We start from the raw sequence: 24,772 nt of genomic DNA on the forward strand, positions 1-24,772 counted from the left end.
AGTTTATCCTCGTAAGGTCGCGGTTAACCCTTTCTGGCAGGCGTACTGCTGTGCGAAGTCCAGAAGCGCAGGATCATCCAGCGGTTTATCAGGGGCAGAGTAGGGTTGGCCGAGCAGGGTATATTTGTTCATGCCCAGCGTGTGGTACGGCAGAAAATGGATCTCGCGGACGTTGAGTTCGTCTGCGGCAAAGTTAGTGATGGCGGTAATCGACGCTTCATCGGCGTTGAAGCCCTGAATCAGCGGTACGCGGATGGTGACCTGTTTACCGGCGGCGGCCAGGCGTTTCAGGTTATCAAGGATCCGTTTGGCTGAACCGTCGGTCCACTGTTTGAACGTCCTGCCATCAACGTGTTTCAGGTCCGCCAGGAACAGATCGACATACGGTAATGACGTTGCAATATAATGCCATGGCACGTGGAGACAGGTTTCCACGGCGGTATGTATGCCTTGCTCATGGCTGGCTTTAAACAGGGCATGAGCCAGATCGGGATTCATAAACGGTTCACCGCCGGACAGGGTTATCCCGCCGCCGCTGCGGTCATAGAACGGTTTGTCGCGCAGTACGGTGGACATAATCTCTTCAACCTGCTTTTCTTCACCACAGACGGTGAGCGCCTGCGTCGGGCAGCAGTCGGTGAGGGCGTCGAGAGTCTCTTCGTTAAGCTTTTCACGGTGGATAACCAGCCCATTCAGCGCACGATCGATAATGCCCGGCGCCGCTTTCTGGCACAGGTCGCAGCCTTCCAGGCACAGCCGTGCGTCAAAGAGAACATCCCGGTGGCGGGAGCGGCTTTCCGGATTCTGGCACCAGCGACAGCCCAGCGAGCAGCCTTTCAGGAACACAACGGTACGAATACCGGGGCCATCGTGGGTAGAGTAACGCTGAATATTGAAGATCATGTTTTCGCCTCTCATCTTGCATATGAAGATTAAATTACTTTCGAATGAAAGTTATCTTGATGCAGGTCAACTCCTGAGCAGGTTTTGTCGTGATAGGGTAAGTGCAGGCTAAATTTGAGGGTTACATCATGGAACTTTATCTCGATACTTCCGACGTCGCGGCAGTGAAACGGCTGGCGCGTATCTTCCCGCTGGCGGGCGTGACCACGAACCCCAGTATCGTGGCGGCAGGGAAAACGCCGCTCGAGGCGCTGCTACCGGCGCTGCAGGATGCGCTCGGCGGGAAAGGTCGCCTGTTCGCGCAGGTCATGGCGACCACCGCTGAAGGGATGGTGGAAGAGGCGCGTAAACTGCGCACCATTATCAACGACCTGGTGGTAAAAGTGCCGGTAACGGCGGAAGGTCTGGCGGCGATCAAAATGCTGAAAGCGGAAGGGATCCCGACGCTGGGTACGGCGGTGTACGGTGCAGCACAAGGGATGCTGTCCGCGCTGGCGGGCGCTGAGTATGTTGCCCCTTACGTTAACCGCGTGGACGCGCAGGGCGGGGACGGGATCCAGACGGTGGTTGAACTGCAGCAGCTTCTGACGCTGCATGCCCCGCAGTCAAAAGTGCTGGCCGCGAGCTTCAAAACGCCGCGTCAGGCACTGGACTGCCTGCTGGCAGGTTGTGAATCCATCACCCTGCCGCTGGATGTTGCTCAGCAGTTTATTACTTCGCCTGCGGTGGATGCGGCAATAGTGAAGTTTGAGCAGGACTGGCAAGGGGCGTTTGGCAGAACGACGCTCTGATACGGTTGCCGGGTTATGCTAACGCTTGCCCGGCAACCATTTAGCGTCCGCATACCTCACAGCCGGGGTTGCTCATCAGTTTCATCTCGCGGAACTGGCAGGTCATCGCGTCATACATCACGATTTTCCCCGCGGCAGGCGTCCCGTAATGCGCCAGCACTTTGATCGCTTCCATAGCCTGCAACGAACCTATGACGCCGACTAACGGAGCCATGACGCCCGCCTCCACGCAGGTGAGGGCGTTCTCGCCAAACAGACGGCTCAGGCAGCGATAGCAGGGTTCGCCTCCGGCGTAGGTAAAGACGCTGATTTGGCCTTCCATGCGAATGGCGGCACCGGAGACCAGCGGCGTTTTGTGGGCAAAACATCCTGCATTCAGCTGATTGCGAATGGTGACGTTATCGGTGCAGTCCAGCACCAGATCGTGTCGTGCTATCTGTGCCGACAGCGCCTCATCATCCAGCAGGGCGTCAATCAGGGTGAACTTCACGTGAGGATTGATGCGCGCCAGCGCCGCGCGGGCCGATTCCACTTTGGGCTGGCCGAGGGTCGCGTCGCTGTGCAGCGTCTGGCGCTGAAGGTTCGACACCGACACGGTATCAAAATCCAGCAGCGTCATATTGCCCACCCCCGCCGCGGCCAGATACTGGGCCGCAGCGCAGCCCAGCCCCCCCAGCCCCACGACCAGCACCCGTGCTGCCTTAAGCGCTTCCTGGCCGTCGAAATCAAAACCGCGCAGAACAATCTGGCGGTTATAGCGCATCATCTCCTGGTCGCTGAGTTCAGCCGTCATGTTAGCCTCCGAAGAGGTGGTTAAAGCTTTCCACCTCAACCCATTCACCCGGCTCCACGCTGCCGCGTTCACGCTCGAGAACGATAAAGCAGTTGCCCTGGCTGAACGAGCTGAAGATGTGCGAGCCCTGGTGTCCGGTGGTGCTCACTTCCAGCTCGCCTTCAGCGTTGCGCGTCAGAATACCGCGCTGGAAATCAAGACGGCCCGGTGATTTCTTCAGGCGCGTCGCCGCACGTACGCGCTGGCGAACCGGCAGCGGGTGGGCCTGGTTACCAGACAGTTTTGCCAGCAGCGGAATGACCAGCTGGTAGAAGGTCAGGGCGGCGGAAACCGGGTTACCCGGCAGGCCGCAGAACCAGCTGTGTTTCAGCTGACCAAACGCGAACGGTTTGCCCGGCTTGATGGCCAGTTTCCAGAAGCCGATCTCTCCCAGCTCTTCAAGAATGGTTTTGGTGTAATCCGCTTCACCTACGGAAACGCCGCCGGAGCTAATTACCACGTCCGCAGACTGGTCCGCTTCAATAAACGCGGCGCGCAGTTTCTCCGGATCATCCGCAATGATGCCAAGGTTAATGACCTCACACCCCAGCTGTTCAAGCATCAGGTGTACCGCGAGGCGGTTAGTGTCGTAAATCTGGCCGTCCTGCAGTGGCTGGCCCGGAAGCTGGAGTTCATCGCCGGTGGAAAAGACCGCCACGCGTACCTTACGGATAACGTCAATTTCTGCAATGCCGAGCGAGGCCAGCACCGGCAGTTCGCCCACCGTCAGTTTCTGCCCGGCGGCAAATACCGTTGCGCCACGCGTGATGTCTTCACCGGTACGACGGATATTCTGTCCCGCTTTAACACTCGCGGTGAAGCGGACGCCCGCTTCCGTTTGTTCGGTCTCTTCCTGCATCACCACCGCTTCGCAGCCTGGCGGCACGGGGGCACCGGTCATGATGCGTATGCAGCTACCCGCAGGCCACTCACCGTTAAACGGCTGACCGGCAAATGCCTTACCCGCCACGGGCAGCGCCGTATCCGTCCGGATATCCGCCAGGCGTACCGCGTAGCCGTCCATTGCGGAGTTATCGAACCCAGGCACGTTAAGCGGAGAGACGATATCGCGCGCGGCAATACGACCAAAACAGCGCACCAATGGCAGCGTCTCGTGGTCGTGCAGGGGGGAAATTCGGTCAAGCATCTGCGTGAGTGCCGCCTCAAGCGGCATCAGTCCGGCGGTAAAATCCATGGTGGGCTCCTGAGGAGTAACGACGAAAGCGTCCATTATGGCAGAAAAGTGCCACTAACTGTATGACCCGATGGGTGTACGCTTTACATCACAGTTGCGTCTTTCTATATTCAAAAATCATCTGAAGTTTCAGCGACGATAATGATATTTATAGAAAAAGCCGCAAATCAGGCTAACGGGTGATGGGAATGGTTAATGCGGTAATCGCAATTCATGGTGGCGCCGGGGCAATCACCCGTGCCCTGCTCAGTCCCGAGCAGGAAAAACGTTATATTGATGCGCTGTATGCCATTGTGGAAACGGGCCAGCGGATGCTGGAGGCGGGCGAGAGCGCGCTGGATGTGGTTACCGAGGCGGTACGTCTGCTGGAAGAGTGCCCATTGTTTAACGCGGGCATTGGTTCGGTCTTTACCCGCGATGAAACACACGAGCTGGATGCCTGCGTCATGGACGGTGTCACCCTTAAAGCGGGCGCCGTCGCGGGGGTGAGCCATCTTCGTAATCCGGTGCTGGCCGCGCGTCTGGTGATGGAAGCGAGCCCGCATGTTCTTCTGACCGGGGCCGGGGCGGAGACGTTTGCCGCGGAACATGGCATGACGCCAGTTTCTCCCGATCTGTTTTCAACGCCGGAGCGTTATCAACAGCTGCTTGAGGCGCGCTCGGCAAACGTGGCGCAGCTTGACCATACCGCGCCGCTCGATGAGCGCAGCAAAATGGGCACGGTAGGGGCGGTGGCTCTTGATAAAGCCGGGAATCTGGCTGCGGCCACGTCGACCGGCGGTATGACCAACAAACTGCCGGGCCGGGTAGGTGACAGTCCATTGCCGGGGGCAGGGTGCTATGCCAATAACGCCACGGCGGCAGTGTCATGCACCGGAACCGGTGAAGTGTTTATTCGCGCCCTCGCGGCGTACGACATCACCGCGCTGATGGATTACGGCGGGTTAAGCCTGGCCGAAGCCTGTGAGCGCGTGGTGATGGAGAAACTGCCCGCACTGGGGGGTGTCGGTGGGTTAATTGCGGTGGATCGTGAGGGCAACGTGGCATTGCCGTTTAACAGCGAAGGTATGTACCGCGCGTGGGGTTATGCCGGTGATGAACCCAGTACGGGGATCTATCGTGAATAAGGGGGCAAAGCGTGCCGCACAGTGAAGAGCTGGACAACCGTGAAGTGCTGGCTGTCCATCAACTGAATATTGCGTTTCAGGAAGAGCGGCAGTTCATCCCCGCAGTACAGAATTTATCGTTCTCGCTCAACCGCGGCGAAACGCTGGCGATTGTGGGCGAGTCCGGTTCAGGGAAATCGGTCACCGCACTGGCGCTGATGCGTCTGCTGGAACAGACCGGCGGACAGGTCAGCTGCGAAAAAATGCTGCTGCGCCGGCGTAATCACCAGGTCATTGATTTGAATGAGCTGAGCGCCTCACAGATGCAGAGCGTGCGCGGGGCCGATATTGCGATGATCTTCCAGGAGCCGATGACCTCGCTGAACCCGGTCTTTCCGGTCGGGGAACAGATTGCCGAGTCCATACGCCTGCATCAGGGGTTGAGCGGTGATGAGGCGCTTCGTGAAGCGAAACGCATGCTCGACCTGGTACGCATACCGGAAGCGCAGGCCATTCTGGGGCGCTACCCGCATCAGCTTTCCGGCGGTATGCGTCAACGCGTCATGATTGCGATGGCGCTCTCCTGCCGTCCCGCGGTGCTGATTGCCGACGAACCCACGACGGCACTGGATGTGACTATTCAGGCGCAAATTCTGCAGCTTATCAAAGTGCTGCAGCAGGAGATGGAGATGGGGGTGATTTTCATCACCCACGATATGGGTGTGGTCGCCGATATTGCCGATCGCGTGCTGGTCATGCATAAGGGCAACGCCGTGGAAACCGGCACGGTTGAGCAAATTTTCCATGCGCCGGTTCATCCTTACACCAAAGCGCTGCTGGCGGCGGTTCCGCGGTTGGGGGCGATGAACGGCAGCGATTTACCGCGCCGGTTCCCGTTGATTTCTCTCGAAGCGGCAGGCCAGCAGGAAGATGAAATCGAGCAGGATACCGTGGTACCCGGCAAGCCGATTCTGGAAGTGCGCGATCTGGTGACCCGTTTTCCCCTGCGCAGCGGAATGTTTAACCGCGTGAAGCGCGAGGTGCATGCGGTTGAAAACGTCAGTTTTGATTTATGGCCAGGCGAAACGCTGGCGCTGGTGGGAGAGTCAGGCTGCGGCAAATCCACCACCGGGCGGGCGCTGCTCAGGCTGGTGGAGTCCCAGGAGGGCAGCATAACCTTTAACGGGGAACGCATTGATACCCTTCCGGACAGCAAACTGCAGGCGGTAAGACGAGATATCCAGTTTATTTTCCAGGATCCGTATGCCTCCCTCGACCCGCGCCACACGGTGGGGTATTCGCTTATGGAGCCGCTGCGGGTGCATAACCTGCTCGATGGTGAAGCCGCGCAGCGTCGGGTGGCCTGGCTGCTTGAACGCGTGGGGCTGAAGCCGGAACATGCCTGGCGTTATCCGCACGAGTTTTCGGGCGGTCAGCGGCAGCGTATTTGCATTGCCCGCGCGCTGGCACTTAACCCGAAAGTGGTGATTGCAGATGAATCCGTCTCGGCGCTGGATGTCTCTATCCGGGCGCAAATCATTAATTTACTGCTCGACCTGCAGCGGGATATGGGGATTGCCTTCCTCTTTATCTCACATGACATGGCGGTGGTTGAGCGTATCAGCCACCGTGTCGCGGTGATGTTTATGGGGCAAATTGTGGAGATAGGACCGCGCAGGGCGGTATTTGAAAATCCACAGCACCCTTACACACGCAAGCTTATCGCCGCAGTGCCGGTTGCCGACCCTGAGCATCGCCACGGCCAGCGTGTGCTGCTGCAGGACGAAATGCCGAGCAATATTCGTAAACGGGGCGAGGCGGTGGAGCGCGTGGCGCTGCGCGAGGTTGGCCCGGGGCATTTTGTGGCCCCTCCGCGTCAGGACAATGCATTCTCGCGGTTATAACTCAAAACAGGCAGGAGAACACAATGGTTAAATTTGTAGCGCGCAAATGGTTACTCGCCGCGAGCGTGACGGCAGCCCTGGCCGCCGCGCCGGCGTTCGCTGCCAAAGATGTGGTGGTCGCCGTCGGTTCCAATTTCACCACGCTGGATCCGTATGATGCCAACGACACGCTCTCCCAGGCGGTGGCGAAATCGTTCTATCAGGGGCTGTTTGGCCTGGATAGCGAGATGAAACTTAAAAATGTGCTGGCGGAAGGGTATACCGTTTCCAGCGACGGGCTGGTGTATACCCTTAAGCTCAGAACCGGCGTGAAGTTCCAGGACGGTACAGATTTCAACGCGGAGGCGGTGAAGATAAACCTCGATCGCGCCAGCAACCCGGAAAATAGCCTCAAGCGCTACAACCTGTATAAAAACATCGCCAGCACCGAGGTGGTCGACCCGACGACGGTGAAGATCACCCTGAAAGAGCCGTTCTCGGCGTTTATCAATATTCTGGCGCATCCTGCCACGGCGATGATTTCGCCTGCCGCGCTGAAAAAATACGGCAAAGAGATCGGGTTCCATCCGGTGGGGACCGGCCCCTACGAGCTGCTCACCTGGAACCAGACCGACTTTGTGAAGGTTAAGAAGTTTGCGGGTTACTGGCAGCCGGGCCTGCCGAAGCTGGACACCATTACCTGGCGTCCGGTGGTGGACAACAACACCCGCGCGGCGATGCTGCAGACCGGCGAGGCGCAGTTCGCGTTCCCGATCCCCTATGAGCAAGCCGCCATTCTGCAGAAAAACAGCAAGCTGGAGCTGGTCGCCAGCCCGTCCATTATGCAGCGCTATATCAGCATGAACGTGACGCAAAAGCCGTTTGATAATCCAAAAGTGCGTGAGGCCATCAACTACGCCATTAACCGCCAGGCGCTGGTAAAAGTCGCCTTTGCTGGCTATGCCACGCCGGCTACCGGCGTGCTGCCTCCGGCGATCGCCTATTCGCAAAACTATCAACCGTGGCCTTACGATCCGGCCAAAGCGCGTGAGCTGTTAAAAGAGGCGGGTTTCCCGAACGGCTTTAGCACCACGCTCTGGTCGTCGCATAATCACAGTACCGCTCAGAAGGTGCTGCAATTTACCCAGCAGCAGCTGGCTCAGGTAGGTATCAAGGCGCAGGTCACCGCGATGGATGCCGGTCAGCGTGCGGCTGAAGTGGAAGGGAAAGGGCAGAAAGAGAGCGGCGTACGGATGTTCTACACCGGCTGGTCGGCCTCTACCGGTGAAGCGGACTGGGCGCTGTCGCCGCTGTTCGCCTCACAGAACTGGCCGCCGACCCTGTTCAACACGGCCTTCTACAGCAACCCGAAGGTGGATAAAGACCTGGCGGATGCCCTGAAAACGACCAAACCGGAAGAGAAAGCACGCCTGTATAAAGAGGCGCAGGATATCATCTGGAAAGAGTCGCCGTGGGTACCGCTGGTGGTGGAAAAACTGGTTTCCGCGCATAACAAAGCGCTGACCGGGTTCTACATCATGCCGGATACGGGCTTTAGCTTTGATGAAGCAGATTTAAAATAATACTCATGCCCGCAGGCCACCGCCTGTGGGATGAGAGGGAAAGGCATGCTGAATTATGTTTGTAAACGCCTGTTGGGGCTTATCCCGACGCTGCTGATTGTGGCGGTGCTGGTGTTTTTGTTTGTTCATATGCTGCCGGGCGATCCGGCACGTCTGGTTGCAGGGTCAGATGCGGATGCAACGGTTATCGCGCTGGTGCGAAAACAACTGGGCCTCGACCAGCCTTTGTATATGCAGTTTCTCCACTATATTGGCAACGTTCTGCAGGGTGACTTTGGCATCTCTATGGTGTCACGTCGTCCGGTGTCGGAAGAGATTGCCAGCCGCTTTATGCCCACGTTCTGGTTAACCATTGCCAGCATGAGCTGGGCGGTGCTGTTTGGTCTTGGCGCAGGAATTGTCGCTGCCGTCTGGCGCAACCGCTGGCCGGATAAGCTCGGTATGGCTCTGGCCGTCACGGGCATTTCCTTCCCGGCATTTGCACTGGGGATGCTGCTGATGCAGATATTCTCCGTGGAGCTGGGCTGGCTGCCGACGGTCGGGGCCGACACCTGGAAACACTACATTCTGCCCTCGATGACGCTGGGTGCTGCCGTTGCGGCCGTGATGGCCCGCTTTACCCGCGCCTCGTTCGTTGACGTGCTGAGCGAAGATTATATTCGCACCGCCCGGGCGAAAGGGGTCAGCGAGAAATGGGTCATCCTCAAACACGGCTTTCGTAACGCGATGATCCCGGTGGTGACGATGATGGGGCTCCAGTTTGGTTTCCTGCTGGGCGGCTCGATTGTGGTGGAGAAGGTCTTTAACTGGCCGGGGCTGGGACGTCTTTTGGTGGATTCAGTCGAAATGCGTGATTACCCGGTTATTCAGGCCGAAGTCCTGCTTTTCTCACTGGAATTTATTCTTATCAACTTAGTGGTGGATGTGCTCTACGCCGCCATTAACCCGGCCATCAGGTATAAGTAAAATGCGATTGTTGAACTGGCGTCGTCAGGCCATGTTAAACGCTATGCCGGGGCTAAAGCCGGACCATATCCGCACGCCGTGGTCTGAATTCTGGCGGCGTTTTCGCCGTCAGCCGGTCGCCATGACGGCGGGGCTATTTGTCCTGCTGCTGATTGTGGTGGCGATCATTGCGCCGTGGGTAGCACCGTTTGATGCGGAAAACTATTTTGATTACGACCGTCTCAATGATGGACCGTCGATGCTGCACTGGTTCGGCGTGGACTCGCTTGGGCGAGACATCTTCAGCCGCGTGCTGGTGGGGGCGCAGATCTCTCTCGCCGCCGGGGTTTTTGCGGTACTGATTGGCGCGGCAATCGGCACCGTGCTGGGTCTGGTCGCCGGATATTACGAAGGCTGGTGGGACCGCATTATCATGCGTATCTGCGACGTGTTGTTTGCCTTCCCGGGCATTCTGCTGGCGATTGCGGTGGTGGCGATAATGGGCAGCGGTATGGCTAACGTCATTATTGCGGTTGCGGTCTTCTCAATACCGGCGTTTGCGCGTCTGGTACGAGGCAACACGCTGGTGCTCAAACAGCAAACCTTTATTGAGTCTGCGCGCAGCATGGGGGCCAGCGATGCCACTATCCTGTTCAGCCATATTCTGCCGGGAACGGTATCGTCTATCGTGGTCTATTTTACCATGCGTATCGGCGTGTCGATTATCTCGGCGGCCAGCCTGTCGTTTCTGGGGCTGGGTGCCCAACCGCCTACACCGGAGTGGGGCGCGATGCTGAATGAAGCAAGAGCGGACATGGTCATTGCACCACACGTGGCCATCTTCCCGAGCCTGGCCATTTTCCTGACCGTGCTGGCGTTTAACCTGTTGGGTGATGGGTTACGCGACGCGCTGGATCCGAGGATTAAGGGGTAGGATGGAAACCCTCTCCCGGCGGGAGAGGGTGAAGGGAAGGGTAAACGCCGTTAAACCCGGCTTCCCCACAAATCATACTCGTCGGCGTTTTCAACTTTCACGCGGACAATATCGCCCGGCTTAACGCTGGTTTCGCCGTTCAGGTAGACCGCGCCGTCGATTTCAGGGGCGTCCGCCATGCTGCGGCCAATTGCGCCTTCTTCGTCCACTTCATCGATGATGACCAGAATTTCGCGGCCCACTTTTTCCTGCAGACGTTCAGCAGAGATCTGCTGTTGCAGCTGCATGAAGCGGTTCCAGCGCTCTTCTTTCACCTCTTCCGGAACCTGATCCGCCAGTTCGTTGGCGGTCGCGCCTTCTACCGGGCTGTATTTGAAGCAGCCTACGCGGTCCAGACGTGCTTCTTTCAGGAAGTCGAGCAGCATCTGGAAATCTTCTTCGGTTTCGCCCGGGAAGCCCACAATGAAGGTGGAACGCAGGGTCAGGTCCGGGCAGATTTCACGCCACTGTTTGATGCGTGCCAGCTGGCGATCGACGGAGCCAGGACGCTTCATCAGCTTCAGAATACGCGGGCTGGCGTGTTGCAGCGGGATATCCAGATACGGAAGAATTTTCCCTTCTGCCATCAGCGGGATGACATCGTCAACGTGCGGATACGGGTAGACGTAATGCAGACGTGTCCAGATACCCAGTTTGGCAAGCTGTTCGCACAGGCCAACCATGCTGGTTTTCACCGGCTCGCCGTTGTGGAAACCAGAGCGATGCTTCACGTCGACGCCATAAGCCGAGGTATCCTGGGAAATGACCAGCAGCTCTTTAACGCCTGCGTCTGCCAGACGTTTGGCTTCTGCCAGCACTTCACCAATCGGACGGCTGACCAAATCGCCACGCATGGACGGGATAATGCAGAAGGTGCAGCGATGGTTGCAGCCTTCGGAAATTTTCAGGTACGCATAGTGACGCGGGGTCAGCTTCACGCCCTGTTCTGGCACCAGGCTCAGGAACGGATTGTGCTTAGGTTTAGGGACGTAGTGATGAACATGCTCCAGTACCTGCTCGTAGCTGTGCGGGCCGGTGATCTCCAGCACTTTCGGGTGCACTTCGCGGATCTGGTCCACTTTCGCGCCCAGACAGCCGGTCACAATCACTTTGCCGTTTTCCGTCAGGGCTTCACCGATGGCTTCCAGTGACTCCTGAACCGCGCTGTCGATAAACCCGCAGGTGTTAACGATCACCATGTCGGCGTTGTCGTAGCTTGGCACCACGTCATAGCCCTCGGTGCGCAGTTCGGTCAGGATGCGTTCAGAATCCACCAGGTTTTTTGGGCAGCCCAGGGAGACGAAGCCGATTTTAGGCTGGTGCGTAACATTGCTCATAGGTTAAAAATTCATCAATTATGGAGTTATCAGGGCGGGATTTTACAGCGTTCCGCGGGGGATTTATACACTCTTTGCGAGGCGGATGACCGGCGAGAAGGTTGTAACATTGTAAATAATGTTAATCAGTTAAGAATTATTGATCTCAGGCATTAAACTGTACAAAAAATAACCTTATTCTGAATGTGCACAATGGCTGACAGAGGAGGAAAGAGCATGTCCGTTGACAGACTGAAACGCGATCTGCTTAACAAGCTGATCAATGCCCGAATCGACCTTGCCGCGTACCTGCAGTTGAGGAAGGCAAAAGGGTATATGTCAGTCAGCGAAAGCGAACATCTGCGTGATAATCTCTTTGAACTTTGCAACTTCATGCGTGAAAAAGCACCCGTCCTGAAAGCGGAATACGCCGAAAGCGAACTCGTTGCGCTGCGCCGCGCCGCCGAGGTGCTCTCCATTGCAGGGGTATGTTTGATGAACGGACGCCACGACTGCCCAAATTTTATTGCTGTTAACGCGGAGAAGCTTGAAAACTGCCTGACCACGCTCTCTCTATGCATCATGTGTCTGAACAAGCACGAGACGCTTGAACAACACTGACACCGGGGGAGGCAACTCCCCCTTCTGATTAAGCTTTTGTAAAAGTGATAACGTGCCCGGACCCAGTGGCTAACCTTTATGCCATAAACCGATAAAGGAGCGCGTTATGCATCGATCCTCGCTGATTTTCCTGCCTGCGTTGTTATTCCCGTTTTCTCTCCTCGCCGCCCCCGACGCGGTAAAAGTCGACGTTGTGCAAAACCGGCTCGATCATCCCTGGTCGATGGCGTTCCTGCCGGACAATAAAGGGCTGCTGGTGACCCTTAAGGGAGGCCAGTTAAAGCACTGGCAGGCCGGAAAAGGGCTTTCCGATCCGATCGTCGGCGTACCCAAGGTCTGGGCAAACGGCCAGGGCGGGTTGCTGGACGTGGCACTCGCCCCGGATTTTGAAAAATCACGCCGCGTCTGGCTGAGCTATGCCGAGGCGGGGAATGACGGCAAAGCGGGAACGGCGGTTGGCTATGGCCGCTTAAGCGATGATCTCTCCCGAATTGAAGGTTTCCAGGTGGTCTTCCGTCAGATGCCGAAACTGTCCACCGGTAACCATTTCGGTGGTCGACTGGTCTTCGACGGTAAAGGCCATCTGTTTATTGGTCTGGGCGAGAACAACCAGCGTCCGACGGCGCAGGATCTGGATAAACTGCAGGGCAAAGTTGTGCGCCTGACGGAGGACGGCAAAGTGCCTGCCGATAACCCGTTTGTGAACACTCCCGGCGCACGGCCCGAAATCTGGTCTTACGGCATTCGTAATCCGCAGGGGATGGCGATGAACCCCTGGAGCGACACGCTATGGCTTAACGAGCACGGTCCGCGCGGCGGGGATGAAATCAATATCCCGGAGAAAGGCAAAAATTACGGCTGGCCGCTGGCGACGCACGGTATTAACTACAGCGGCCTGAAGATCCCGGAAGCCCAGGGCGAGCACGTCGAGGGAACGGAAAAGCCGCTCTTTGTCTGGAAAGTGTCCCCCGCCGTGAGCGGGATGGCGTTTTACAACAGTGACGTATTCCCGCAGTGGAAAAACACGCTGTTTGTCGGGGCGCTGAAGGAGAAAGACGTTATCGTGCTGAGCGTGGAGGGCAACACGGTTACCGAGAAGGGGCGAATTTTAGGTGACAGAGACCAGCGCATTCGCGATGTGCGGGTGGGGCCGGATGGGTATCTGTATGTCCTGACCGATGAGACGGACGGGCAACTGTTGAAAGTCAGCCCGTCCGGATCGTAATCAGGTCACCGGGATCATCACCACGTGACGGTATGCCGGGCGCTCGCTCAGTTGCTTCAGCCAGCGCTCAAGATGCGGGCGCGGCGTCCAGGTAACGTCAATGTTGGTCAGGTTCCAGATGAAGGGCGCAACGGCAATATCGCCTACGCCGAAGCGTTCGCCTGAGAACCACGGATGCTTCGCCAGTTCGTCGTCCATCATCGCAAACAGGTTTTCACAGGTGTCCTGGGCTGCATGAATGGCAGGATAGTCGCGGTCAGCTTCGGGGGTTCTGACAAGCCCCATCAGGATCACACGGTGTGCGGGGGAGAGCGTCTGGTTTGCCCAGTCCATCCACTTTTCACCCTGAGCGCGTTGGGCCGGATTGTCCACCCACAGGCGGCTCTGACCATACTGTGCCGCGAGGTAACGCACGATGGTGTTGGACTCCCACAGCGTCACGTCGGTCTCTTCGTCGCGCAGCAAGGGCACCAGACCGTTTGGGTTCATGGCCAGATAGTCGGCATCTTTATTTACCCCAAACTGCAAACCTGCCATCACCTGCTTAAACGGTAAATCCAGCTCCTCCAGCGTCCAGAGGACTTTCTTAACGTTGGTTGAATTGTTCCTGCCCCACAGCGTAATCATAGAAACTCCCGAAATAGTCAAACAACCTGAGATGTGAATCAACGCCAGCGATTTGCCATGGTGGGATAAACCTAACAATTACGCAACAGAAGACAAAAAAATCGCCTGAATCAAAGCGTATCTGAATGTTATTGCATAAACTTTAATAACTTTACCTTGGTTAGGTTTCTTTAACCGTTTTAGTGCGCTATTACTCATCGCTTCTTGCGACACGGTGATGTGACGTAATTTTTGAATGGACACTCGGGTGGCATTTATGACGCGAAAAATGACTTCTCTGCGCAGCCTGGCGGCAGGCTCTGCGCTCCTTTTCCTGTTTGTACCAACTCTCTACGCAGCGGAACAGGCTGCGCCCGAAGCGCCGCCTGTGGATGCGCGCGCCTGGATCCTGATGGATTATTCCAGTGGTAAAGTGCTGGCGGAAGGCAATGCGGATGAGAAACTTGACCCGGCAAGCCTGACGAAAATCATGACCAGCTATGTGGTGGGTCAGGCGCTGAAAGCGGGCAAAATCAAGCTTGACGATATGGTCACCATCGGGAAGGACGCCTGGGCGACCGGCAACCCGGCGCTGCGTGGGTCATCGGTGATGTTCCTCAAACCCGGCGATCAGGTGTCAGTGTCTGATTTGAATAAAGGGGTCATTATCCAGTCCGGTAACGATGCCTGTATTGCGCTGGCCGATTACGTTGCGGGCAGCCAGGACTCTTTTATTGGCCTGATGAATGGCTACGCGCAAAAACTGGGCCTGACCAATACCACCTTTAAAACCGTGCACGGTCTTGATGCGCCGGGTCAGTTCAGTACCGCGCGCGACATGGCGCTGTTAGGCAAAGCGTTGATCCACGACGTGCCGGATGAATATGCCATCCACAAAGAAAAAGAGTTTACCTTCAACAAAATCCGCCAGCCGAACCGTAACCGTCTGCTGTGGAGCAGCAACGTCAACGTCGACGGTATGAAGACCGGCACCACGGCCGGCGCGGGTTATAACCTGGTCGCTTCCGCAACTCAGGGTGATATGCGCCTGATCTCGGTCGTGCTGGGCACCAAAACCGACCGCATTCGTTTTAATGAATCAGAAAAATTGCTGACCTGGGGTTTCCGCTTCTATGAAACCGTCACGCCCATTAAACCGGATGCCACGTTCATCAGCCAGCGCGTCTGGTTTGGTGACAAGAGTGAAGTGAACCTGGGGGCGGGTGAAGGCGGGTCGGTGACCATTCCCCGTGGTCAGCTGAAAAACCTGAAAGCCAGCTACACCCTGACCGACAGCCAGCTCACCGCGCCGCTGAAAAAAGGCCAGGTGGTCGGGACGATTGATTTCCAGCTTAATGGCAAATCGATTGAACAGCGTCCGCTGATTGTGATGGAAGCGGTAGAAGAGGGCGGTTTCTTTAGCCGGATGTGGGACTTAGTCATGATGAAATTCCACGGATGGTTTGGCAGCTGGTTCAGTTAAGCCTCCATTGTCGGGTGGCATCGCGCCACCCGGCATGACCTCTGCACCTGACTCAGTACATCAACTTCACCTGCTGCGCTTTCGCGTAGGCCACGGTCTCTTCATCCGGACGGCAATCGCTGACGATGGCGTCAAAGCGCGACAGCTCACCCATTCTTGCCGGACGAACCTTGCCAAACTTGCTGTGATCGACCACCAGCACATGGTACTGCGCGGCGCTTAATGCCCAGTGCTTGACCGGCAACTCTTCCAGGTTAAAGCAGGTTGCTCCCTGACGGACAGTGACTCCTGCTGCGGAATAAAACGCGATATCCGGACATACGTTGCTGAGCGTATCCTGCAGATTCAGCGGCTTAAAGATGGCGTTGCTGGCGTGAAACTCACCGCCACAGAGGATCACCCGGCACTCGGGTTTCTCCTGCAGTGCCAGAAAGGTATTCAGCGAGTAACACACCGCCGTAAACGGGATGCTGCTGTCGATCGCTTCGATTATCCACGGCGTGGTGGTGCCGCAGTCAAAAAAAAGCGTCTGATGCGGCTGCACCAGCGAGGCCGCAAGCCGGGCGGCTTTGCGTTTCTCTTCCACCAGGCGCGTCTTTTGGTCGCTGATCAGATAATGGCTGGCGCTACGCGGCTCAAGCACAATGTACCCGCCCAGCAGCACGACAGGCGCGCTCTCGCTGTTCAGATCCCGGCGAATGGTCATCTCAGAGACCCCGAGGAGACTGGCGGCTTCCTTAAGATGAAGCTTATCACTGCGCTTCAGCGCCTGTATCAGCTGAGCAATGCGGTCATCGCGACGTGTTTCCATAGTTCCTCGGGATAAAAAAGTGAACCCCCGCAGGGCGGGGGTTCAAGTGTAACCTGTCAGGCTGGGGTTAGTCACGTATCCAGCCTTTGCGGATCGGGATAGCAAAAAGGGTGCGATACAGATAAGACAGGCCGCGGTAGAGCGCTTCACCGAAGAGATTCCACAGGATCGCTGCGCTGACGCAGCCGATGAGACCGACCAGCACCCCCCCCACCATATCCATCGGCCAGTGGACGCCGAGATAAACGCGAGACCAGGCGATAGCCCCGGCCACCACCATCAGCACCGCACCCGACCACAGACGATGCCAGAACAGGAAGGCCAGCGCGAAAGTAAAGATAACCGTCCCGTGATCGCTTGGGAACGAGTCATCCGGGGCATGGTGCAGGAAGGTATACCCCGCGTGGTCGACGAAGGGGCGGTCGTGCGGGAACGTCAGGCCCAGAATGTAGCTGACCAGCACGCTTATCCCGAGGGCCATCGCCATCTTAATTACCAGCTGGCGCTGCGCCTTCACCTGGCTTCTCGGCCCCCACAGCCAGAGGATCGCCGCCAGCACCGGCACGATACTGATCAGATCTTTTGCCAGGAAGGTGGCGAAATCAATCATCCACTCTGGCGAGGCCGGAGTGGCGTTGATGAGATAAAACAGCTGGTAATTCAAATTCTCTAACATAGCGTTGTCACTCTTTAGCAAACCAGGTGGAGACCAGACCGTAGACCACCAACTGGGAAAACCAGACCCACCACCCAGCCCACAGGTTGTGAGAGAAAAAATGCGCCCCGCGCATGACCTGGCCGTAACCCATCGCCAGACCTAAAGCGGCGCCCAGCACGACGAAGCACCAGGCAAGACGCGGACGCTCGCGCCAGAAGGCAAAGAACAGTCCCATCACCATAAAGCCGCTGGAGGCATGACCGCCGGGGAAACAGCGCCCCGGACCGCTGTCAGCGGGAGCGGCACTGAACAGCGGATAAGAAACGGCCTTACCGCCATACTCCACCAGATCCCACGGGCAGCTGTGATGGCTTATGCTTTTCAGTACGCCAACCACCAGCGCGCCAAGCCCCATCAGCAGCGCGGCCGTGACCAGTCTCGCATTGCCCCTGAACGCGCCATAAATGAGCGCAACAGCACCTGCGGCGATGGCGATGTACTTCGCCAGTCGATGGTTCAGCAGGTCCAGCAGGTGGTCTTGCTGCAGTGGAAAACGGTGAGCAGCTGCGTCATACCATAAACCGGTGATCCATCTGTCGAGCGTTTCATCGCGGGATAGCCAGGTAAACAGCACGGCAAGGGCTATCAGTATTAAAAGCTGATAACCATAAAAGCGGGGTGGTAGACGGTAAAGTCGTTTTGTCTTATTTGTCTGTAAGTTAGACAATTCTGAACGGCTGGAAGTGGGTGCCATAATCCGGAGTCGTTGACGAGAAATGGGGCTATCATAAATCTGTCAACTTAAGGAAACCTTAAACAAAGACGATATGTGCTTTATTTCTGTTTCTTCTGGATAAATCACTATCTCGGGCCAGGGCATTTCATTACACTCGTCGCGATTTTGTCACGATAAAGAGATTGCATGTTAAACCGTTCTTCTTCTGGTTCACGTCTGGGTCGTCAGGCGTTGCTTTTCCCCTTATGTCTGGTGCTCTACGAATTCTCTACTTACATCGGCAACGATATGATCCAGCCCGGCATGCTGGCCGTTGTCGAACAGTACAACGCAGGGATCGAATGGGTACCAACCTCCATGACCGCCTATCTGGCTGGCGGCATGTTTTTGCAGTGGCTGTTAGGGCCGCTGTCGGATCGTATTGGCCGTCGTCCGGTGATGCTGACGGGCGTGGTATGGTTTATCGTGACCTGCCTCGCCACGCTGCTGGCGCAAAATATTGAGCAATTTACCCTGCTGCGCTTCCTGCAGGGGGTGAGCCTCTGCTTTATCGGTGCCGTCGGGTATGCCGCCATCCAGGAATCGTTTGAGGAAGCGGTGTGTATCAAGATTACCGCGCTGATGGCGAACGTGGCGCTGATCGCGCCCCTGCTGGGGCCGCTGGTGGGCGCTGCCTGGGTACACGTTGCGCCGTGGGAAGGGATGTTCGTGCTGTTTGCCGTGCTGGCCGCCGTCGCTTTCTTTGGCCTGCACCGCGCGATGCCGGAAACCGCTACCCGTCTGGGTGAGAAACTGTCGCTAAAAGAGCTGGGCCGGGATTACAAAGAAGTGCTGAAGAACGGCCGCTTTGTGGCGGGCGCGCTGGCGACGGGGTTTGTTAGCCTGCCTCTGCTGGCGTGGATTGCCCAGTCGCCGGTCATTATCATCAGCGGCGAGCAGCTCAGCAGCTATGAGTATGGCTTGCTGCAGGTGCCGATTTTTGGCGCGCTGATTATCGGTAACCTGGTGCTGGCGCGTCTCACATCCCGTCGTACGGTGCGCGCCTTGATCATCATGGGCGGCTGGCCCATCGCTGCCGGGCTGGTTCTGGCGGCGGTCGCGACAGTGGTGTCGTCCCATGCGTATCTGTGGATGACCGCAGGATTAAGCGTTTACGCGTTTGGTATCGGTGTGGCGAATGCCGGGCTGGTGCGCCTGACGCTGTTTGCCAGCGAGATGAGCAAAGGCACGGTGTCAGCGGCGATGGGCATGTTGCAAATGCTGATTTTCACCGTCGGTATCGAGGTGAGCAAACACGCCTACGCATTTGGCGGCAACGGTCTGTTCAGCCTGTTTAATCTGGCTAACGGCGTGCTCTGGGTTGGGCTTATCGTGGTGTTCCTGAAAGATAAACGCGTCGGGAATGCTTTACAGCCGTAAGTTGTTTTCCCTCTCCCGGCGGGAGAGGGCCATGGTGGCGTCAATAAAACGGCGCTTCGCCGTTCAACACCTTATCAATTACATCCAGCACGCCTTCGTCGTTATTGTGCGGGGCTTCAAAGCGCGCCACCGCCTTAATATGCGGCCTGGCGTTAGCCATCGCAAAGCTGAACCCTGACTGGCGCAACATTTCTACGTCATTCCCGCTATCGCCAAAAGCCACCACTTCGCTGTCGTCGATGCCCCAGCGCTTTTGCAGTATTCGCAGACCGTTGGCTTTATGCACCCCGGGGATGATGAGGTCGATACTGCCGTGGCCGGTCGTGACGGGCACCATAATGTCGTTCAGCTTTTCGCGCAGCATCGCCTGAATACGCGGGATGTCGTCGTCAGAGACGTTAAGCCCGAATTTGAAGAAAATATCGTTCAGGTTGCCGAAATCACTCACCATTTCGAGACGGTGGTAGTACTTTGCCGCGATATCCTTAAAGCTGTCGTCATAATGCTTCAGCGTATAGGCGCTGCTTTTTCCGCAGGCGATAATCTCAATGCCCGGCACATCGTTTAACACGGCGGCAACGGTGTCGAAGTGCGTCTTCGACAGTTCACCGTTAAAGACATCTTCCCCGGCGCTGACCACCCAGCCGCCATTTTCCGCGACAAACGCAATTTCATGGGCAATCTCCGGGAAAAAGGAAATCAGCTGGTAGTACTGGTTGCCGCTGGCAACCGCAAAGCGAATGCCTTGCGCTTTCATTCGTGCATATTGCGCCAGAAAACGCGGGCGGTTATAGGTTTTGGCATCGCTCAGAAACGTGCCATCCATGTCGACGGCGATCAGTTTAACGCTCATATCCCTTCTCCAGTGTCGTTTGTTCCGTTTCCGGCTTCGCTACCGCGCGCGCTACCAGCGCTGCGATGATCACTAACCCTAACACCACCAGCATGGCGCTGCGCAGCCCGTAGTGCTCACCGAGGAAGCCGAGCAACGGTGGCCCCACCAGGAAGGCGAGGTAGCCCGTGGTCGCCACCACGCTGACGCGGGTCGGTGCATCCGGGCCAGTGTCGCTGGCGGCTGAAATGGTGAGCGGGAAGCCAAGCGAAGCCCCCAGACCCCAGAGGATCACCGACACGCCGGCAATCCAGTCCACGTCCACAAAGATGATCATCGCAATCCCCAGCCCGCCCAGCAGGGCGCTGGCACGCACCACCGCCACGCGGCTGTAGCGGTCAATAAACCAGCCACCGGTAAAGCGCCCAACGGTCATCCCGAGGGTGAAACCGGCGTAGATCAGGGAACCGGAGGTTGGACTAAAACCGTGGCCGTCAACCATCAGCAGCGGCAGCCAGTCGTTAGCGGACCCTTCCGCAAAGGCCATCGCCAGCACCACCACGCCGATCAGCATCAGCTGAATGTCGCGGTAAAACGGCAGCCCTTTTTCCGCGGTGGCGTGTTCGTCAGAGGTGTTCTTGCCGGTGCCGTCAGGGATCGCCCGGATACCGGTCAGAATGGGGATAATACATACCAGTGCGGCCAGCAGAATATGCAGGTTCGCGGCGACGCCCGAGGCCGTCAGCGCCATCCCCACACCCGCACCGGCCAGCGTGCCTAGGCTGTAAAAGCCATGCATCATCGGCAGTACGGTTTTATTCATCTCACGTTCAACCGATGCCCCTTCAACGTTAATGGCCACTTCAGCGGCACCGAAGCTGCCGCCAAACACCGTCAGCCCAAGGGCAAACAGCACCGGCGAGGCAAGCCACAGCGCCACGCTTAGCACCAGCATCCCGAACACGGCACAGCACATGGTGGTGCGGATGACCGCCCGTGTACCGAAGCGTTTGACAAGCCACGCGGAGCACAGAATACCGCTCATGGAGCCTATCGACAGGCCAAACAGCACGATGCCCATCTCGGCCGTTGAGACGGATAAAATATCGCGAATGGCCGGGGTTCGCGTGGCCCATGAGGCCATCAGCAGACCGGGAATAAAGAAGAACATAAACAGCGCCCACATGCGCAGCTGCAGAGTTCTACGGGGGGAGGTCAGAGTCATTGAAGTCAGCACCGGAAGTACAACAATAGCGACAACACTAGCAAGTTTGTGTACATTTGTACACAAACCACGTGGGGAATTTATGAGCAGAGCACCGAACGATCCTCAACGCCGGGAGAAGATCCTGCAGGCGACCCTGGACACCATTGCAGAGCACGGTATTCATGCCGTGACGCACCGGAAAATTGCCACCTGCGCGGGCGTGCCGCTGGGGTCGATGACCTACTATTTTGACGGTATGGAGTCGCTGCTGGAAGAGGCCTTTACGTGGTTTACCCGGCAGATGTCGCAGCAGTATCGGGATTTCTTCGCCGGCGTGACCGGGCCAGAAATGGCGTGCGAATCCATCACCACGCTGATCCACAGTTCCCAGGTCACGACGCCGCAGAATATGGCGCTGATGTACCAGCTCTATGCCTTTATGCACCGCAGTGCGGCGCTCAAAACGGTAATGCAGGACTGGATGAAAATGAGCCAGACCACGCTTGAGCAGTGGTTCGACCCGGTGACCACCCGCGCGCTGGATGCCTTTATCGAAGGGATGACGCTGCACTTTGTGACCGACAGAGTCCCGCTCACCCGGGAGGAAATCCGGGCGATGGTCGGCAGGATAGCGGGCGAGAGTGGACGTTAGATTGTGGTCGCGCCGGCCGTCATGTTTACCGTTGTTCCCGTGATGGCACCGGCTGCATCTGACGCCAGAAACGCGATGGTGTCTGCCACTTGCTCCAGCGTGGGCAGGCGATTCAGCATCGTGCTCTGTGCCGCGCCCTCCAGAAACTGCTCCACGGTAATGCCCATCGCCTGTGCCTTGATGGCGAACAGGTCACCCACACAGGAACCGGCCTGAACCGCGTCGGCTATCGCATGCGAACGCACGCACAGGACGCGAATATTCTTTGCCCCCAGCTCCGCCGCGAGCGCACGGGTTAACGCTTCCGTTCCCGCGCAGCCAACGATATGCCCGAGATGTCCCGGCATCGCCATATTTGCAGCCGGCGCAACGACGGTGATAAGCGTTCCGGCACGCTCACCGCCCATACGGGGTGCGACAGCTTTGGCGATGTTGAAATAGGCGGCCAGAAAAGGGCCGAACCCCTGTCTGAATTCACTGAGCGTTAATGCGTCGAGGCGTTTACCCTGGTCATGCATAAAGCCCGTGGCATTCACGACGATATCAATGCCGGTAACGTCCGGGAGCGTCGCGTCGGCATCGAGAGCATCGAAAACAAACAGCCGGGCTGACCCGCCAGCGGCGTGAATGCGGTTAGCGACGTGCTCCAGCCTGGCCTGATCGCGTGCCGCGAGGTAGACCGTAGCCCCTTCACGGGCGAGCGCGTACGCAGCGGCGCTGCCAATAGCACCGCTGCCACCAAAGATAACGGCGGTTTTATTTTTGAGACTCATACCTGCATCCCCTCACCAGACCGGTCTATCAAATTATGGGTCGGGTGACGGCGGATGCAACTCCGCCACGGGGCAGGGTATGTGGATGACAAGACTTACGGCATCACTATCAGCAGATTAGCTGCCGGAGATTTTTTTTCCGCTGGCGTCCACCACCGCTTCGCCATCTTCTTTCGTAAACGCCCCTTTCTGTGCATCAGGCAGGATATCGAGCACGACTTCGGAAGGGCGGCACAGGCGAGTGCCCAGCGGCGTCACCACGATCGGACGGTTAATCAGGATCGGATGCTGCAGCATAGAATCGATAAGCTGGTCGTCGGTAAACCGGTCCCCGGCGAGGCCCAGCTGTTCATAAGGTTCGACATTTTTGCGCAGCAAATCCCGCACGGAAATCCCCATCTCAGCAATCAGTCTGGTCAGTTCATCACGAGACGGTGGGTTCTCAAGGTACAGAATAATTTCGGGTTCAGTGCCGCTGTTGCGGATCATCTCCAGCGTGTTGCGTGAGGTGCCGCAGGCTGGATTGTGGTAAATGGTGATATGGCTCATATCCGTTACTCATTACAGTGTGAAGGAGAGACGTAACGCCAGCGCGGCGAGCGTCACAAACAGAACCGGCAACGTCATGATGATGCCTGTCCGGAAATAATAGCCCCAGGTGATCGTCATGTTTTTCTGCGCCAGGACATGGAGCCAGAGCAGGGTGGCCAGGCTGCCAATAGGCGTGATCTTCGGACCCAGGTCGCAGCCAATCACGTTGGCATAAATCATCGCGTCCTTAATCACACCCGATGCCGTGCTGCCATCGACAGACAGTGCCCCAATCAGGACGGTCGGCATATTGTTCATTATGGATGACAGGAACGCCGTGATGAACCCGGTACCGAGCGTGGTGGCCCACAGACCATGCCCGGCGAGGAGATTGAGAACCCCTGACAGATACTCCGTCAGCCCGGCATTGCGCAGGCCATACACCACCAGGTACATCCCCAGCGAGAAGATAACGATCTGCCACGGTGCGCCACGAAGCACTTTTCCCGTATTAATGGCATGCCCGCGCTTTGCAACGGCAAACAAAATCAACGCGCCTGCTGTCGCGATCGCACTGACCGGAATGCCGAGCGGTTCAAGTACAAAGAACCCGACAAGGAGCAGTAACAGAACAATCCAGCCCGTTCTGAAGGTTGGAAGATCGTTAATCGCGCGGGAAGGCTCGCGGAGTTTTGACAGGTCGTATACCGGCGGAATATCCTTTCGAAAGAACAGGTGCAGCATCACCAGCGTGGCCGCAATCGCGGCGAGATCCACGGGGATCATCACCGAGGCGTATTCGCTGAACCCCAGCGAGAAGAAGTCTGCCGATACGATATTCACCAGGTTCGAAACGATCAGCGGCAGGCTGGCAGTGTCGGCGATAAATCCAGCCGCCATGACAAACGCCAGCGTGGCCTGCTTGCTGAACCCGAGGGCGAGCAGCATGGCGATAACGATGGGCGTGAGGATAAGCGCCGCGCCGTCGTTGGCAAAAAGCGCCGCAACGGCCGCACCCAGCAGAACGATATACGTAAACAGCAACCGGCCCTTGCCATTACCCCAGCGGGCCACATGCAGCGCCGCCCACTCGAAAAATCCGGACTCATCAAGCAGCAGGCTGATGATGATGACGGCGATAAACGTGGCCGTCGCGTTCCAGACAATATTCCACACCACCGGAATATCGTTAATGTGGATCACGCCGCTGGCCAGCGCCAGTACAGCACCTATCGTGGCGCTCCAGCCGATACTTAACCCTCTGGGCTGCCAGATGACCAGCACCAGTGTAAACAGAAAAATTGCCCCAGCCAGAAACATCGTGAACTCCGTTATATCTGTTTTTATGAATGTGTTTTAACACGCGCCCGGAAGACGGTTTTTCAGCTTTGCGCGGGTCTCTTCCCGCAAGCAGTTCCAGCTGTTGTCAATCACGGTGGCAGCCCATGCTGGCATAGTGGGGGACAAACGGTAATAAACCCATTTCCCCTCCCGGCGATCGCTCACCAACCCGGATTCACGCAGCAGTGCCATATGGCGCGATACCTTGGGCTGTGATTCAGCCGTGGCGGAACAGAGATCGCAGACGCACAGTTCCCCGGCTTCGCGCAGAAGCATGACGATGGACAGGCGGGTCTCGTCGGAGAGGGCTTTGAAAAGTTGGACCGGATGTAGCATCGGCTTTCCTGTGG

The 24,772-nt window shown here is 57.3% G+C and carries 25 protein-coding genes; 11 read left to right on the forward strand and 14 right to left on the reverse strand.

Annotation, left to right across the window (positions count from 1 at the left end; translation table 11 throughout):
* Window positions 1-3: 3 nt before the first annotated feature.
* The gene (locus JTA15_RS02720) at window positions 4-903 is read right to left on the reverse strand and encodes a glycyl-radical enzyme activating protein (protein ID WP_163304667.1); all 900 of its coding nucleotides are present in this window, start codon (window positions 901-903) and stop codon (window positions 4-6) included.
* A gap of 128 nt (window positions 904-1,031) precedes the next feature.
* On the opposite strand from JTA15_RS02720, the gene fsa reads away from it, so the two are divergent.
* On the forward strand, window positions 1,032-1,694 hold the full coding sequence (gene fsa, locus JTA15_RS02725) for a fructose-6-phosphate aldolase (RefSeq protein ID WP_020884894.1): 663 nt from the start codon (window positions 1,032-1,034) through the stop codon (window positions 1,692-1,694).
* Window positions 1,695-1,734: 40 nt separating this feature from the next.
* On the opposite strand, the gene moeB is transcribed toward fsa, so the two are convergent.
* Both moeB and moeA read right to left on the reverse strand, forming a co-directional pair.
* Window positions 1,735-2,487, reverse strand: coding sequence for a molybdopterin-synthase adenylyltransferase MoeB (gene moeB / locus JTA15_RS02730; protein WP_219372828.1), 753 nt, complete (start codon window positions 2,485-2,487; stop codon window positions 1,735-1,737).
* Between the two features lies 1 nt (window position 2,488).
* Window positions 2,489-3,721, reverse strand: a complete 1,233-nt coding sequence (gene moeA / locus JTA15_RS02735; RefSeq protein ID WP_219372829.1) for a molybdopterin molybdotransferase MoeA — start codon at window positions 3,719-3,721, stop codon at window positions 2,489-2,491.
* A 188-nt stretch (window positions 3,722-3,909) separates the two neighbouring features.
* Between moeA and iaaA the strand changes: the two genes are divergently transcribed.
* From iaaA to gsiD, 5 genes are read left to right on the forward strand one after another with little or no spacing between them, the layout of a single operon-like run.
* Complete coding sequence (gene iaaA, locus JTA15_RS02740) at window positions 3,910-4,848, forward strand: beta-aspartyl-peptidase (RefSeq protein ID WP_163305732.1); 939 nt, start codon at window positions 3,910-3,912, stop codon at window positions 4,846-4,848.
* Between the two features lie 11 nt (window positions 4,849-4,859).
* A complete protein-coding gene (gene gsiA / locus JTA15_RS02745) occupies window positions 4,860-6,731 on the forward strand; it encodes a glutathione ABC transporter ATP-binding protein GsiA (RefSeq protein ID WP_014169283.1) in 1,872 nt (623 codons plus the stop codon).
* Between the two features lie 23 nt (window positions 6,732-6,754).
* Complete coding sequence (gene gsiB, locus JTA15_RS02750) at window positions 6,755-8,293, forward strand: glutathione ABC transporter substrate-binding protein GsiB (protein ID WP_032677748.1); 1,539 nt, start codon at window positions 6,755-6,757, stop codon at window positions 8,291-8,293.
* Between the two features lie 45 nt (window positions 8,294-8,338).
* The gene (gsiC, locus tag JTA15_RS02755) at window positions 8,339-9,259 is read left to right on the forward strand and encodes a glutathione ABC transporter permease GsiC (RefSeq protein WP_073395810.1); all 921 of its coding nucleotides are present in this window, start codon (window positions 8,339-8,341) and stop codon (window positions 9,257-9,259) included.
* A gap of 1 nt (window position 9,260) precedes the next feature.
* Complete coding sequence (gene gsiD / locus JTA15_RS02760) at window positions 9,261-10,172, forward strand: glutathione ABC transporter permease GsiD (RefSeq protein WP_044858126.1); 912 nt, start codon at window positions 9,261-9,263, stop codon at window positions 10,170-10,172.
* A gap of 50 nt (window positions 10,173-10,222) precedes the next feature.
* On the opposite strand, the gene rimO is transcribed toward gsiD, so the two are convergent.
* Window positions 10,223-11,548 (reverse strand): 30S ribosomal protein S12 methylthiotransferase RimO, encoded by a 1,326-nt coding sequence (rimO, locus tag JTA15_RS02765; RefSeq protein ID WP_014169287.1) that lies wholly within the window; start codon window positions 11,546-11,548, stop codon window positions 10,223-10,225.
* Window positions 11,549-11,764: 216 nt separating this feature from the next.
* Between rimO and bssR the strand changes: the two genes are divergently transcribed.
* Both bssR and JTA15_RS02775 read left to right on the forward strand, forming a co-directional pair.
* Window positions 11,765-12,148, forward strand: a complete 384-nt coding sequence (bssR, locus tag JTA15_RS02770; RefSeq protein WP_020884887.1) for a biofilm formation regulator BssR — start codon at window positions 11,765-11,767, stop codon at window positions 12,146-12,148.
* Between the two features lie 106 nt (window positions 12,149-12,254).
* Window positions 12,255-13,373 (forward strand): PQQ-dependent sugar dehydrogenase, encoded by a 1,119-nt coding sequence (locus JTA15_RS02775; RefSeq protein WP_025204606.1) that lies wholly within the window; start codon window positions 12,255-12,257, stop codon window positions 13,371-13,373.
* On the opposite strand, the gene JTA15_RS02780 is transcribed toward JTA15_RS02775, so the two are convergent.
* Entirely contained in the window at window positions 13,374-14,000 is a 627-nt protein-coding gene (locus JTA15_RS02780; protein WP_020884885.1) for a glutathione S-transferase family protein, read from the reverse strand.
* Between the two features lie 256 nt (window positions 14,001-14,256).
* Here JTA15_RS02780 and dacC point away from each other — a divergent pair, with 256 nt between their 5' ends.
* Window positions 14,257-15,462 (forward strand): serine-type D-Ala-D-Ala carboxypeptidase, encoded by a 1,206-nt coding sequence (dacC, locus tag JTA15_RS02785; protein WP_219372830.1) that lies wholly within the window; start codon window positions 14,257-14,259, stop codon window positions 15,460-15,462.
* Window positions 15,463-15,514: 52 nt separating this feature from the next.
* On the opposite strand, the gene deoR is transcribed toward dacC, so the two are convergent.
* From deoR to JTA15_RS02800, 3 genes are all read right to left on the reverse strand, one after another.
* A complete protein-coding gene (deoR, locus tag JTA15_RS02790) occupies window positions 15,515-16,273 on the reverse strand; it encodes a DNA-binding transcriptional repressor DeoR (protein WP_014169292.1) in 759 nt (252 codons plus the stop codon).
* A gap of 67 nt (window positions 16,274-16,340) precedes the next feature.
* Window positions 16,341-16,949, reverse strand: coding sequence for an undecaprenyl-diphosphate phosphatase (gene ybjG / locus JTA15_RS02795; RefSeq protein WP_121340062.1), 609 nt, complete (start codon window positions 16,947-16,949; stop codon window positions 16,341-16,343).
* Window positions 16,950-16,956: 7 nt separating this feature from the next.
* A complete protein-coding gene (locus tag JTA15_RS02800) occupies window positions 16,957-17,685 on the reverse strand; it encodes a phosphatase PAP2 family protein (protein WP_219372831.1) in 729 nt (242 codons plus the stop codon).
* Between the two features lie 168 nt (window positions 17,686-17,853).
* Between JTA15_RS02800 and JTA15_RS02805 the strand changes: the two genes are divergently transcribed.
* Entirely contained in the window at window positions 17,854-19,086 is a 1,233-nt protein-coding gene (locus JTA15_RS02805; RefSeq protein WP_014169295.1) for an MFS transporter, read from the forward strand.
* A 40-nt stretch (window positions 19,087-19,126) separates the two neighbouring features.
* Here JTA15_RS02805 and JTA15_RS02810 read toward each other — a convergent pair whose 3' ends face one another.
* A complete protein-coding gene (locus tag JTA15_RS02810) occupies window positions 19,127-19,939 on the reverse strand; it encodes a Cof-type HAD-IIB family hydrolase (protein ID WP_219372832.1) in 813 nt (270 codons plus the stop codon).
* Window positions 19,929-21,143, reverse strand: a complete 1,215-nt coding sequence (locus JTA15_RS02815) for an MFS transporter (protein WP_032677755.1) — start codon at window positions 21,141-21,143, stop codon at window positions 19,929-19,931. The genes JTA15_RS02810 and JTA15_RS02815 overlap by 11 nt, the downstream gene beginning before the upstream one ends.
* Before the next feature lie 82 nt (window positions 21,144-21,225).
* Between JTA15_RS02815 and JTA15_RS02820 the strand changes: the two genes are divergently transcribed.
* Complete coding sequence (locus JTA15_RS02820; protein ID WP_078774820.1) at window positions 21,226-21,777, forward strand: TetR/AcrR family transcriptional regulator; 552 nt, start codon at window positions 21,226-21,228, stop codon at window positions 21,775-21,777.
* Here the strand turns inward: JTA15_RS02820 and JTA15_RS02825 are convergent.
* The 4 genes from JTA15_RS02825 to JTA15_RS02840 all read right to left on the reverse strand — a co-directional run bounded on the left by JTA15_RS02825 (window position 21,774) and on the right by JTA15_RS02840 (window position 24,758).
* The gene (locus JTA15_RS02825) at window positions 21,774-22,550 is read right to left on the reverse strand and encodes an SDR family NAD(P)-dependent oxidoreductase (protein ID WP_219372833.1); all 777 of its coding nucleotides are present in this window, start codon (window positions 22,548-22,550) and stop codon (window positions 21,774-21,776) included. The two genes, JTA15_RS02820 and JTA15_RS02825, sit on opposite strands and share 4 nt — an antisense overlap.
* 117 nt (window positions 22,551-22,667) lie before the next feature.
* Complete coding sequence (gene arsC, locus JTA15_RS02830; protein WP_025204600.1) at window positions 22,668-23,099, reverse strand: glutaredoxin-dependent arsenate reductase; 432 nt, start codon at window positions 23,097-23,099, stop codon at window positions 22,668-22,670.
* A 12-nt stretch (window positions 23,100-23,111) separates the two neighbouring features.
* Window positions 23,112-24,401 carry an arsenic transporter gene (locus JTA15_RS02835; RefSeq protein ID WP_219372834.1) on the reverse strand — a complete coding sequence of 430 codons (1,290 nt, stop codon included), beginning with the start codon at window positions 24,399-24,401 and terminating at the stop codon, window positions 23,112-23,114.
* Between the two features lie 36 nt (window positions 24,402-24,437).
* Window positions 24,438-24,758, reverse strand: a complete 321-nt coding sequence (locus JTA15_RS02840; RefSeq protein ID WP_014169302.1) for a metalloregulator ArsR/SmtB family transcription factor — start codon at window positions 24,756-24,758, stop codon at window positions 24,438-24,440.
* Window positions 24,759-24,772: the final 14 nt, after the last annotated feature.

Source organism: Enterobacter sp. BIDMC 29 (assembly GCF_019378755.1).
GTDB classification, from domain to species: domain Bacteria; phylum Pseudomonadota; class Gammaproteobacteria; order Enterobacterales; family Enterobacteriaceae; genus Enterobacter; species Enterobacter ludwigii.

Coding starts and splice junctions, on each gene's coding strand:
- JTA15_RS02720 (WP_163304667.1), bottom strand. CDS start 903: ATGATCTTCAATATTCAGCGTTACTCTACCCACGATGGCCCCGGTATT.
- fsa (WP_020884894.1), top strand. CDS start 1,032: ATGGAACTTTATCTCGATACTTCCGACGTCGCGGCAGTGAAACGGCTG.
- moeB (WP_219372828.1), bottom strand. CDS start 2,487: ATGACGGCTGAACTCAGCGACCAGGAGATGATGCGCTATAACCGCCAG.
- moeA (WP_219372829.1), bottom strand. CDS start 3,721: ATGGATTTTACCGCCGGACTGATGCCGCTTGAGGCGGCACTCACGCAG.
- iaaA (WP_163305732.1), top strand. CDS start 3,910: ATGGTTAATGCGGTAATCGCAATTCATGGTGGCGCCGGGGCAATCACC.
- gsiB (WP_032677748.1), top strand. CDS start 6,755: ATGGTTAAATTTGTAGCGCGCAAATGGTTACTCGCCGCGAGCGTGACG.
- gsiC (WP_073395810.1), top strand. CDS start 8,339: ATGCTGAATTATGTTTGTAAACGCCTGTTGGGGCTTATCCCGACGCTG.
- gsiD (WP_044858126.1), top strand. CDS start 9,261: ATGCGATTGTTGAACTGGCGTCGTCAGGCCATGTTAAACGCTATGCCG.
- rimO (WP_014169287.1), bottom strand. CDS start 11,548: ATGAGCAATGTTACGCACCAGCCTAAAATCGGCTTCGTCTCCCTGGGC.
- bssR (WP_020884887.1), top strand. CDS start 11,765: ATGTCCGTTGACAGACTGAAACGCGATCTGCTTAACAAGCTGATCAAT.
- JTA15_RS02775 (WP_025204606.1), top strand. CDS start 12,255: ATGCATCGATCCTCGCTGATTTTCCTGCCTGCGTTGTTATTCCCGTTT.
- JTA15_RS02780 (WP_020884885.1), bottom strand. CDS start 14,000: ATGATTACGCTGTGGGGCAGGAACAATTCAACCAACGTTAAGAAAGTC.
- dacC (WP_219372830.1), top strand. CDS start 14,257: ATGACGCGAAAAATGACTTCTCTGCGCAGCCTGGCGGCAGGCTCTGCG.
- deoR (WP_014169292.1), bottom strand. CDS start 16,273: ATGGAAACACGTCGCGATGACCGCATTGCTCAGCTGATACAGGCGCTG.
- ybjG (WP_121340062.1), bottom strand. CDS start 16,949: ATGTTAGAGAATTTGAATTACCAGCTGTTTTATCTCATCAACGCCACT.
- JTA15_RS02800 (WP_219372831.1), bottom strand. CDS start 17,685: ATGGCACCCACTTCCAGCCGTTCAGAATTGTCTAACTTACAGACAAAT.
- JTA15_RS02805 (WP_014169295.1), top strand. CDS start 17,854: ATGTTAAACCGTTCTTCTTCTGGTTCACGTCTGGGTCGTCAGGCGTTG.
- JTA15_RS02810 (WP_219372832.1), bottom strand. CDS start 19,939: ATGAGCGTTAAACTGATCGCCGTCGACATGGATGGCACGTTTCTGAGC.
- JTA15_RS02815 (WP_032677755.1), bottom strand. CDS start 21,143: ATGACTCTGACCTCCCCCCGTAGAACTCTGCAGCTGCGCATGTGGGCG.
- JTA15_RS02820 (WP_078774820.1), top strand. CDS start 21,226: ATGAGCAGAGCACCGAACGATCCTCAACGCCGGGAGAAGATCCTGCAG.
- JTA15_RS02825 (WP_219372833.1), bottom strand. CDS start 22,550: ATGAGTCTCAAAAATAAAACCGCCGTTATCTTTGGTGGCAGCGGTGCT.
- arsC (WP_025204600.1), bottom strand. CDS start 23,099: ATGAGCCATATCACCATTTACCACAATCCAGCCTGCGGCACCTCACGC.
- JTA15_RS02835 (WP_219372834.1), bottom strand. CDS start 24,401: ATGTTTCTGGCTGGGGCAATTTTTCTGTTTACACTGGTGCTGGTCATC.
- JTA15_RS02840 (WP_014169302.1), bottom strand. CDS start 24,758: ATGCTACATCCGGTCCAACTTTTCAAAGCCCTCTCCGACGAGACCCGC.